The organism is Streptomyces sp. NPDC001348, assembly GCF_053597535.1.
Genome location: NZ_JBSFIK010000044.1, coordinates 67,714 through 78,748 on the forward strand (window position 1 = coordinate 67,714; position 11,035 = coordinate 78,748).

Here is an 11,035-nt window from a genome sequence, read left to right on the forward strand (position 1 = left end):
CGTGGGGCGACCGGACTCGCGCATTTCTGACTCGCCAGGAGCAGGCGTGGAGCCACCCGGTTCGTCACCCTGGGGAGTGCTCGAGACCCTCCGTGCACACCGGTGGAAAACCGGCGGAGATCCCCTCTCTGCCTGAACGAACGTGATCCGGAGAGTCGACGCAGGCGCTCACCAGGAGGAATTCCTCATGGCCAAGGCAGTGGGCATCGACCTGGGCACCACCAACTCGGTGATCGCCGTGTGGGAGGGTGGCGAGCCGTCCGTCGTACCCAACAGCGAGGGCAACCGCACGACACCGTCCGTGGTGGCCTTCACCGACACCGGGGAACGTCTGGTGGGCCAGCTGGCCCGGCGCCAGGCGATCCTCAACCCCAAGGGCACCATCTACTCCGCCAAGCGGTTCATCGGCCGGCACTTCGACGAGGTCTCCGACGAGGCCAGGGCGGTGGCGTACGACGTCGTGGAGGGCGACGGCGGGGCGGCCCGCTTCAAGGTGCGCGACAGGCTGTACGCGCCTGAGGAGATCAGCGCACAGGTGCTGCGCAAACTCGCCGACGACGCGTCCAAGCAGCTGGGGGAGCGGGTCACGGAGGCGGTCATCACGGTGCCCGCCTACTTCAACGACGCTCAGCGCACCGCCACCAAGGACGCCGGACGGATCGCCGGACTGGAGGTGCTGCGGATCATCAACGAGCCGACGGCGGCCGCTCTCGCGTACGGCATGGACAAGAAGGAGCACGAGACCGTCCTCGTCTTCGATCTGGGCGGTGGCACGTTCGACGTGAGCATCCTCGACGTCGGCGACGGCGTGGTGGAGGTGCGCTCCACCGCCGGTGACAGCCACCTGGGCGGCGACGACTTCGACCGGCGTCTGGTGGACCACCTCGCGGACGACTTCCAGAAGGAGAACGGCATCGACCTGCGCAAGGACCCGCAGGCGCTGCAGCGACTGTTCGAGGCGGCGGAGAAGGCCAAGACCGAGCTCAGTTCGGTGACGCAGACGCAGGTCAGCCTGCCGTTCATCACCGCCGACGCCTCGGGCCCCAAGCACCTCACCGACTCGATCATGCGGTCCACTTTCGAGCAGATCACCGGCGACCTGGTGGAGCGTTGCCTGGGACCGGTGCAGCAGGCGATGGCCGACGCGAAGGTCGGCGAGAGCGACATCGACGAGGTCATCCTCGTCGGCGGTTCCACCCGCATCCCCGCTGTCCAGACTCTGGTCCGCCGGCTGACCGGCGGCAAGGAACCCAACATGAGCGTCAACCCCGACGAGGTCGTGGCCCTGGGCGCCGCGATCCAGGCCGGGGTGCTCAAGGGCGAGGTCAAGGACGTCCTGCTACTCGACGTCACACCCTTGTCGCTGGGCGTGGAGACGCGCGGCGGAGTGATGACGAAGATCATCGAGCGGAACACCACCATCCCGGTGCGCCGCAGCGAGACCTTCTCCACCGCCGAGGACAATCAGCCGGCCGTCGATGTGGTGGTCCTCCAGGGCGAGCGCGAGCGGGCCGCCGACAACCGGGTGCTGGGCCGGTTCCAGCTCACCGACATCCGGCCGGCGCCGCGGGGCGAACCCCAGATCGAGGTCACCTTCGACATCGACGCCAACGGCATCCTCAACGTGAAGGCCCGCGACCGGGACACCGGAAAGGAACAGGGCATCACCATCAGCGAGAGCTCCAACCTGGACCGCAGTGAGGTCGAACGCATGGTCCAGGAGGCCGAGCGCAACCGGGGTCAGGACCAGGCACTCCGCGAGGCCGTCGACGCCCGCAACGAACTCGACGCCGTCGCGTACCAGGTCGAGAAGCGTCTCGCCGAACTGGGCGACGCAGCGCCCGCGCACGAGAAGGCGCGCGCCGAGATGCTCGTGAACGACGCCCGGGCGGCGGTCAAGGAAGAGGCGGGCGTGGAGCGCGTGCGGCCTCTTGCCTCCGAGCTCCAGCAGGTCCTCGCCGGGCTGGCAGCCCATCAGGGCGCCTCCGCCACGGGCGGCGGTCCTGGCCAGGACGCCGCCACCGGCGGTCCCACGAGTGGCGGTGGTGGTGACGATGATGTCATCGACGCCGAGTTCGACAAGGGCTGAGGCGCGCCATGCCCACCCACCCCCAGGAACCCGACCGGGCCGCGTCGGATCCGGGCGTACGAGTCCCGGAAGGCGCCGGATCGCCTCCTCGCGGTGATCTGCCCCAACCGGGCCCGCCCCGGCCCGAAGCGGCGAACGGCGAACCGGGACCCGATGCCGCCGGCCCCGCGCCTGCCGAGGACGAGTACACGACCGCGATCCAGGAGCTGGAGGACCGCTGGCGGCGCGCACTCGCCGACCTCGACAACCTTCGCAAGCGTCACGCCAGGGAGCTGGAGCGCGAACGGGCGGTCGAGCGGTCCCGCACGGCGGCCGCCTTCCTGCCCGTCCTCGACAACCTCGAACTCGCCCTGACCCACGCCGGCGCCGATCCGGGCGCGATCGTGGAGGGCGTCCGGGCCGTACGCGACCAGGCGGTGAACGTCCTCGAACTGCTCGGCTACCCGCGGCATGCGGAGACCGGCGTCGCCTTCGACCCGGCCCGGCACGAGGTGGTCGGTGTCATCCAGGACCCCGACGCCCCACCGGGCACCGTCGTCGAGGTGCTGCGCCCCGGCTACGGAAACGGCGAACGGCAGCTCAGGCCCGCCGCCGTGACGGTCGCGAAGCGGGAGTGACCGGTCATGGCACGGGACTTCTACGAGGCGCTGGGCGTGTCGCGGACCGCGAGCCAGGACGAGATCCAGCAGGCATATCGCAAACTCGCCCGCAGGTACCACCCGGACGTCAACAAGGACCCCGGGGCGGAGGAGCGTTTCAAGGACCTCAACGAGGCATACAGCGTCCTGTCCGAGCCCAGGACCCGAGCTCGCTACGACCGCTTCGGCGAGGATTTCCGCAAGATCCCGGAGGACTTCGACGAACGGGTCGCGGCGGGAGCGGGCGGCGGCTTCCGCGGTCGGAGGACCGCAGGCGGTGGCGGTCCTCGCGTCCGGTACGCCACCGGCTTCGGCGACGACTTCGGCGCGGAGGGCATCGACATCGAGGACTTGCTCGGCTCCGTGTTCGGAGCCGGCGCCGCCCGAGGCGGCGTTCCCGGAGCGGACCAGGAAGCCGAACTGCCGCTCACCGTCGAGGAGGCGTACCGAGGCGGCCGTCGCACCGTCACACTCGCCGGCCCTACCGGGCAGCCGCGGCGGTACGAGGTCGACGTGCCACCGGGCGTCACCGACGGGCAGCGCATCCGGCTGACGGGTGAGGGCGGCCAGGGCAGTGGTGACGCCGCCGCGGGCGACCTGTACCTGAGGGTACGTATCCAGCCCCATCCCCGGTTCCGGCTGGACGGCCGTGACGTGCACGTACAGGTCCCGGTCGCCCCGTGGGAGGCGGCCCTGGGTGCGACCGTGCCGGTGCCCACGCCCGGCGGCGGCACGGCCAAGGTCACGGTGCCCGCGGGCTCGTCCAGCGGCCGGCGGCTGCGGCTGCGCGGCGAGGGCATGCCGAACCCGCGGGGCGCGAACGGTGACCTGTACGCCGAACTTCGCGTCATGGTGCCTCCCGCCCTCGGCGACCGCGAGCGCGAACTGTTCGAGGAGCTCGCCGCCACTTCCTCGTTCGACCCCAGGAGGACGCGATGAACGACCGACCGACGGGAGCGGGAGGCATCGGCCGGGCCGGCGTGGGCGCCCGTCCGGCACGAACGGGCGCCGACATCACCGCCTCGACGGCGGTCCGGTACGCGCTCGTGCCCGTCCCCAGGCTCTCCCTGGCCGCCGTGGCCCGTCGCTCGGGCCTCCACCCCGATCTGATCCGCCGGTTCGTCGCCCTCGGCCTGGTCGACGCCGAACGCGACTCCGCGGGGCGACTGGTGTTCGACCCCACGGCCCCGGCGGTTCTCGCCCGTGTCCAGCGGCTGCGCACCGGGCTGTGCCTCAACTACGCATCCATCGGCCTGGTGCTCGACCTGCTGGACCGCATCAGCCTGCTCGAAGCCGCCCTGCGCCGCGCCGGTACGAGGAGTGAAACGCCCCCATGGACATGAACCGTCTCACCCAGAAGTCCCAGGAAGCCCTCCAGGAGGCCCAGAGCGCGGCCGTCGGCATGGGGCAGACCGAGGTCGACGGGGAACACCTGCTGCTCGCTCTCCTCGACCAGGAGGACGGCCTCGTCCCGCGACTGGTGCAACAGGCGGGCGGCGAACCCCAGGAACTGCGGGCCGCCGTGCAGGAGGAACTGTCCCGGCGCCCCAGGGTCACCGGCCCCGGCGCGGCACCCGGCCAGGTCTTCGTCACCCAGCGCCTGTCCCGCCTGCTCGACGCGGCCGAGCGGGAGGCCAAACGCCTCAAGGACGAGTACGTGTCGGTGGAGCACCTCCTGCTGGCCCTGGCCGAGGAGGGCTCGGCGACCGCCGCCGGACGCCTGCTCATGGAGCACGGCGTGACCCGGGAGTCGTTCCTGAGCGCGCTCACCCAGGTCCGCGGTAATCAGCGGGTCACCTCCGCCAACCCCGAAGTGGCCTATGAGGCTCTGGAGAAGTACGGCCGTGATCTGGTCCTCGAGGCCCGCTCCGGGCGGCTGGACCCGGTCATCGGCCGTGATGCGGAGATCCGCCGCGTCACCCAGATCCTCAGCCGCAAGACCAAGAACAACCCCGTCCTCATCGGCGATCCCGGGGTCGGCAAGACCGCCATCGTCGAGGGCCTCGCCCAGCGCATCGTCCGCGGCGACGTGCCCGAGGGACTGCGCGACAAGACGGTGTTCGCTCTCGACATGGGCTCCCTGGTCGCCGGCGCCAAGTACCGCGGCGAGTTCGAGGAACGCCTCAAGGCCGTGCTGTCCGAGGTGAAGGCCGCCCAGGGGCGCATCCTGCTCTTCGTCGACGAACTGCACACCGTCGTCGGCGCGGGTGCCGCCGAAGGGGCCATGGACGCGGGCAACATGCTCAAGCCGATGCTCGCCCGCGGCGAACTGCACATGATCGGCGCCACCACCCTCGACGAGTACCGCAAGCACATCGAGAAGGACGCCGCCCTCGAACGCCGCTTCCAGCAGGTGCTGGTCGACGAGCCGAGCGTGGAGGACACCATTTCCATCCTGCGCGGACTGCGCGAACGCCTGGAGGTGTTCCACGGCGTGAAGATCCAGGACACCGCGCTGGTCTCCGCGGCCACCCTCAGCCACCGCTACATCACCGACCGGTTCCTGCCCGACAAGGCCATCGACCTCGTCGACGAGGCGTGCGCCCGGCTGCGTACCGAGATCGACTCGATGCCCGCCGAACTGGACGAGATCACCCGTCGCGTCACCCGTCTGGAGATCGAGGAGGCGGCCCTGTCCAAGGAGACGGACGCCGCCAGCAAGGCCCGCCTGGAGGAACTGCGCAGGGAACTGGCCGACCTGCGCGGCGAGGCCGACGCCAAACACGCCCAGTGGGAGGCCGAACGGCAGGCCATCCGCCGCGTGCAGGAACTGCGCCAGGAACTGGAGCAGGTCCGCCACGAGGCGGAGGAGGCCGAACGCGCCTACGACCTCAACCGCGCCGCCGAACTGCGCTATGGCCGCCTCCAGGACCTGGAGCGCCGGCTGAAGGCCGAGGAGGAGCAACTGGCCGCCAAACAGGGGCAGAACCGGCTGCTGCGCGAGGTCGTCACCGAGGAGGAGATCGCCGAGATCGTCGCCGCCTGGACCGGCGTCCCCGTCGCCCGTCTCCAGGAGGGCGAACGCGAGAAGCTGCTGCGCCTCGACGAGATCCTGCGCGAGCGGGTCATCGGCCAGGACGAGGCCGTCAAACTCGTCGCCGACGCCATCATCCGCGCCCGCTCCGGCATCCGCGACCCGCGCCGTCCCATCGGCTCGTTCATCTTCCTCGGCCCCACCGGCGTCGGGAAGACCGAGCTGGCCAAGACTCTCGCGGCGGCCCTGTTCGACTCCGAGGAGAACATGGTCCGCCTCGACATGAGTGAGTACCAGGAGCGTCACACCGTCAGCCGGCTCATGGGCGCACCGCCCGGATACGTCGGCTACGAGGAAGGCGGCCAGCTCACCGAGGCCGTACGCCGCAAGCCGTACTCGGTCGTGCTGTTCGACGAGATCGAGAAGGCGCACACCGATGTCTTCAACACCCTGCTGCAGATCCTCGACGACGGCCGCATCACCGATGCCCAGGGCCGCACCGTCGACTTCCGCAACACCGTGATCATCATGACGTCCAACATCGGCTCCGAGCACCTCCTCGACGGCGCCACCGCCGAGGGCGAGATCAAGCCCGACGCCCGCGCCCTGGTGATGGGCGAGCTGCGCGGACACTTCCGCCCGGAGTTCCTCAACCGCGTCGACGACATCGTGTTGTTCAAGCCGCTCGGCGAGCGGCAGATCGAGCGGATCGTGGAGCTGCAGTTCGACGAACTGCGCCGCCGCCTCGCCGAACGCCGCATCACCGTCGAACTCACCGAAGCAGCCCGTGAGTTGATTGCCCACCAGGGCTACGACCCGGTGTATGGGGCCCGGCCGCTGCGGCGTTACATCTCCCACGAGGTCGAGACACTGGTCGGACGCGCCCTGCTGCGCGGCGACGTCCAGGACGGCGCGACGGTCCGCGTCGACGCCGAACATGGAGAGCTGGTGGTCACCTACGACCAGCCCGAGGACGTGAAGGGAGCGCGGGCGGCATGAGCACGATGCAGGCGACGACCGTCAGTTGTCCCCACTGCGGGCGCACCAACCGGGTGCCCGTGGCCGCGGAGGGCCGCCCCAGGTGCGGCCACTGCAAGCAGCCCCTACCGTGGATGGTGGACGCGGGCGACGACGACTTCACCGAGGTCGCCGAGCGGGCCGACGTCCCCGTCGTGGTCGACCTGTGGGCCACCTGGTGCGGTCCCTGCCGCATGGTCAGCCCCGCACTGGAGAAGGTCGCCACCGATCTCGCCGGCCGGATCAAACTCGTCAAGGTCGACGTCGACAGGAACCCGCGGCTGTCGCAGCGTTTCGAGGTCCAGGCCGTACCGACACTGCTGATCCTCGACCAGGGCGAGACGGTCGCCCGGCAGGCGGGGGCGGCGCCCGCCCCCGCCCTGCGCCAGTGGGTGGAACAGTCGATCACCGCCCGGAAAGGGTGATCCCGATGACCCTGCACGCAGATCCCCACCTCGCGCTGGTCCGGCCGGTCCGGCCGCTGACCCCGGAAGGGTGTCAGGAGTGTCTGATGCTCGGCTCCCCATGGGTCCACCTGAGGCTCTGCCTGACCTGCGGGCACGTGGGCTGCTGCGACTCCTCGCCGAACAAGCACGCGAGCAAGCACGCCGCTGCCGACGCCCATCCGATCGTGCAGTCGTTCCAGCCCGGCGAGGACTGGCGCTGGTGCTACGTTCACGAGGCGTTCGTCTGATGTCCGGCGACCGCTCGCTGCCGGGCGAAGAACCGCAGTCGCAGGAGACGGACGAGGCCGCCTTCTGGGAGACCCCGGACATCTACGGCGCGTATCCGCGCCTCACGGAGGACCAGATCGCACGTCTGGCGGAGCACGGGCGGCGCCGGAGAACGGCTCCGAACGACGTGCTGATCCGGGAGGGAGAGCGCTGCGAGACGTTCCTCGTCGTCCTCAGCGGTACGGTCGCCGTCGTCGAGGACTACGGCACTCCCGAGGAGCACCTGCTGCGCGTGCACGGCCTCGGTCGCTTCATCGGCGAACTCGGCCTGCTGCACGGCCAAGTGGCCTTCTACACCGCTGTCGCCAGGGAGCCGGGCGAGGTCCTTGTCGTCTCCTTGGACCAGTTGCGCCACCTGGTGGCCCAGGACCCCACCATCGGGGACATCGTGCTGCGCGCCTGTCTGTGCCGTCGCGCGCTGCTCGTCGGACAGGGCGCCGGCTTCCGCATCATCGGCTCGCGCTACTCGCCCGACACCAGACGGCTGCGAGAGTTCGCCGTCCGCAACCGGTTGCCGCACCGATGGATCGACCTGGAGACCGACGAGGAGGCCGAGGAGTTGCTGCGCCGCTTCGGCGTCGGCCCGGCGGAAACGCCACTCGTCATCTGGCGGGACACCACCCTGTTGCGCAACCCCAGCAACGCGGAACTGGCCCGGCTCATCGGCCTGCCGTCACTGCCCGCCGCAAACCGTCACGGCGACGTCCTCATCATCGGCTCCGGACCCGCCGGGCTCGCTGCCGCGGTGTACGCCGCCTCCGAGGGCCTGAGCACCACGGTGGTGGAGGCGATGGCCACCGGCGGACAGGCCGGCACGTCGTCCCGCATCGAGAATCTGCTCGGCTTCCCGTCCGGCATCTCCGGCGCCGAACTCACCGAACGCGCCGTGCTCCAGGCCGACAAGTTCGGCGCCAGGATCAGCCTTCCGCTGGAGGCGACCGGTCTCCGTCCCAAGGACGAGGACCACTACGTGGTGGCGTTCGCCGACGGCAGCGAGATCGCCGCCCGCGCCGTGGTCCTTGCCATGGGTGCCCGCTACCGCCGCCTCCAGGTGCCCGGCATCGAACGTCTGGAGGGAACGAGCGTGCACTACTCGGCGACCGTCTACGAGGCCCAGCAGTGCCGCACCGACCCGGTGGCCGTCGTCGGCGGAGGCAACTCGGCAGGCCAGGCGGTGCTGTTCCTCGCCGGGTACGCGCCGAAGGTGCACCTGCTGGTCCGAGGAGCCAGCCTTGAGGCGAACATGTCCCGCTACCTGGTCGACCAGGTCGAGCGCCATCCGCGGGTGGAGGTCATGCTGCACACCGAGGTCACCGAGGTCATCGGCCAGGCAGTGCTGGAGGAGCTCGACGTGGTCGACAACCGCACGGGCGGGCACCGCCGGCTCGCGGTACGGAGCCTGTTCGTCTTCACCGGCGCCGAACCTCACACCGAGTGGCTCGCCGACGTCATCGCCCTCGACTCCCGCGGCTTCGTCCTCACCGGGCCGGAGGCCCGGGAAACCTGCGCCCACCCCGAGGTGTGGCACGGCCGTGGGCGCTCGAGCATGCCCCTGGAGGCCAGCCTGCCCGGGGTCTTCGCGGCAGGGGACGTGCGTAGCGGCTCGGTGAAGCGGGTGGCCTCCGCGGCCGGTGAGGGCGCGATGGCCATCCACTTCGTGCACCGGCACCTGGGGCACTCGGCCGTACCCGGCACCACCGGCACGTCAGCTGTCGCGGGCCACTCGGACGCCTCCCCACGCATACGTCACAAGGAGTCCGCTTGGCTCGCATGACGCCTGCTGGAGTCGACGGTGGGCGCGGCACGCGCGGTTGCGTGGACGCCCCTTACGAGACGATACGCAGGCACGAGACCGAGGGCGCCGCCATCGCCGCCCGCATCCTCGCCGATGTCGGCCACCCGGCGCGGGACATCGAGCGGATCGTCGCCGTCATCGACGGGCACGACACCCGCCGGGACGCCCTCGACCTGGACGACGCCGTGGTGAAGGACGCCGACAAGCTGCGGCGGCTGACCCCGCACGGCCTGCGCACCGTCGGTGCGTGGTTCGCCCTCGACCCGGACCGGACACTGCGGTTCGTGACGGGACGTACCTACGACCGGCTGCTCACCGAACAGGCCCGTGCCGTCGGGGCCGCACTCACCGTGCTGGCCCGCACCGATGTCAGCGTGCAGCGAAGCGGCTGGAACACACCATCACGCCATGAATGACTTATTTCTGTTGATTATGGATATTTCCGGCGCGACTCTTGACTGCATGGATGTCGATCCATCGATCGGAGTGGTCGTGACCGACCGGCGGGGCCTGGTCATCGGGTGGACGCCCGGAGCGGAACGCCTACTCGGTCACACCAGCGCCGAGGCGTGCGGCCGGTCCGTCGAGGAGCTGCTGGACGCCTCCGTGCTCGCGGATGGGGAGCCCGCCGGGGGCGAGGGGGCCGTGGAGCACGGTGAGCGGCACCAGGAGCACCGCGTGCGCCACAAGGACGGGCACCGGCTGGCCGTGGCCGTTTCCCGCTACCGCCTCGCCCCGGGGCCGGACGGTCCCGGCGGAGAGTCCGGCACCGTCCTGCTCATCGCCCCGCCGTCCGGGCCGGAAGCGGAGCGCCTGCGGCGGTCGCTGTCCGGCTGGGTCCTGCAGGACTCGCCCCTGGCCCTGACGGTGTACGACACCGATCTGCGCAGCGTGTGGCACAGTGCCGCGATGCACCGCCTCAGCGGCCTGCCGGACGAGGCACGACGCGGGCGCCGGTTGACGGAGGTCCTCGCCGGCCCCGACGCCGTGGAGTGGGAGGAGCGGATGCGGCTGGCCATGGCCACGGGGGAGGAGCAGGTCAGCGAGCTCAAGGGCACCGCCCTGACCGGGCTCGGATCCCGTGTGTTCAGCGTCTCGGCGACGCCGCTGCGAGACGCGGAGGACCACACACTCGGGGTCTGTGCTCTCGTGAGTGATGTGACCGACAGGCGCCGTGTCCGCGAGCGGCTCTCCTTGCTGAACGACGCGAGCCTGCGCATCGGCAGCACCCTCGACATGGTACAGACCGCACGGGAGCTCACCGAGGTGTCCGTACCCAGGTTCACCGACTTCGCCCGGGTCGACCTGCTGGACGTCATCCTCCAGGGCGACGAACCCGCTCCTGGGCCGCTGACCGGCCCCGTGCGGCTGCGGCGCATCGCGGAACTGTTCCTGTGCGAGGGGGTCACCACGGCACAGCGCACCGTCGGCGAGGCGGACGTGTACCTGGCGAACTCGCCGGCCGCCCTGTGCCTGGCCACCGGCCGGCCGACGCTGTACCGGGACAACACCGCCCCGCCGATCCGCTCCTACTACGAGATCGACGCGCCCCCCGAGCGGCGGGCGAGGGTCCGGCGGATGGGCCCGCACTCATGGATCATCGTGCCGGTGAAGGCCCGGGGCACGACCCTCGGCGTGGTGTGGTTCACCCGCATGCGGGAGACTCCGGAGAGTTTCGACGAGGACGACCTTCCCCTCGCCGAGGACCTGGTGGCGAGGGCGGCGGTCTGCCTGGACAACGCCCGGCGCTTCACCCGCGAACGAGTCGCGGCCCTCACCCTGCAGCGC

10 protein-coding genes are annotated in these 11,035 nt (G+C 70.7%); all 10 read left to right on the forward strand.

What is annotated here, in order from left to right; genetic code table 11:
• Positions 1–187: 187 nt before the first annotated feature.
• Entirely contained in the window at positions 188–2,089 is a 1,902-nt protein-coding gene (gene dnaK, locus ACWC21_RS33900) for a molecular chaperone DnaK (RefSeq protein WP_450887522.1), read from the forward strand.
• Between the two features lie 8 nt (positions 2,090–2,097).
• Entirely contained in the window at positions 2,098–2,706 is a 609-nt protein-coding gene (gene grpE, locus ACWC21_RS33905) for a nucleotide exchange factor GrpE (RefSeq protein WP_450887524.1), read from the forward strand.
• Between the two features lie 6 nt (positions 2,707–2,712).
• Positions 2,713–3,666, forward strand: coding sequence for a DnaJ C-terminal domain-containing protein (locus tag ACWC21_RS33910; RefSeq protein WP_450887526.1), 954 nt, complete (start codon positions 2,713–2,715; stop codon positions 3,664–3,666).
• Entirely contained in the window at positions 3,663–4,070 is a 408-nt protein-coding gene (locus tag ACWC21_RS33915) for a chaperone modulator CbpM (RefSeq protein WP_450887528.1), read from the forward strand. The genes ACWC21_RS33910 and ACWC21_RS33915 overlap by 4 nt, the downstream gene beginning before the upstream one ends.
• On the forward strand, positions 4,061–6,700 hold the full coding sequence (clpB, locus tag ACWC21_RS33920; protein ID WP_450887530.1) for an ATP-dependent chaperone ClpB: 2,640 nt from the start codon (positions 4,061–4,063) through the stop codon (positions 6,698–6,700). The genes ACWC21_RS33915 and clpB overlap by 10 nt, the downstream gene beginning before the upstream one ends.
• Positions 6,697–7,143 carry a thioredoxin gene (gene trxA, locus ACWC21_RS33925; RefSeq protein WP_450887532.1) on the forward strand — a complete coding sequence of 149 codons (447 nt, stop codon included), beginning with the start codon at positions 6,697–6,699 and terminating at the stop codon, positions 7,141–7,143. Before clpB ends, trxA begins: the two co-directional genes overlap by 4 nt.
• A 5-nt stretch (positions 7,144–7,148) precedes the next feature.
• On the forward strand, positions 7,149–7,412 hold the full coding sequence (locus ACWC21_RS33930) for a UBP-type zinc finger domain-containing protein (RefSeq protein WP_450887534.1): 264 nt from the start codon (positions 7,149–7,151) through the stop codon (positions 7,410–7,412).
• A complete protein-coding gene (locus tag ACWC21_RS33935) occupies positions 7,412–9,226 on the forward strand; it encodes an FAD-dependent oxidoreductase (protein WP_450887536.1) in 1,815 nt (604 codons plus the stop codon). Before ACWC21_RS33930 ends, ACWC21_RS33935 begins: the two co-directional genes overlap by 1 nt.
• On the forward strand, positions 9,223–9,663 hold the full coding sequence (locus tag ACWC21_RS33940; protein ID WP_450887538.1) for a hypothetical protein: 441 nt from the start codon (positions 9,223–9,225) through the stop codon (positions 9,661–9,663). The genes ACWC21_RS33935 and ACWC21_RS33940 overlap by 4 nt, the downstream gene beginning before the upstream one ends.
• 46 nt (positions 9,664–9,709) lie before the next feature.
• Positions 9,710–11,035 (forward strand): PAS domain-containing protein (locus tag ACWC21_RS33945; protein WP_450887540.1); only part of this gene is annotated, 1,326 nt, incomplete at its 3' end.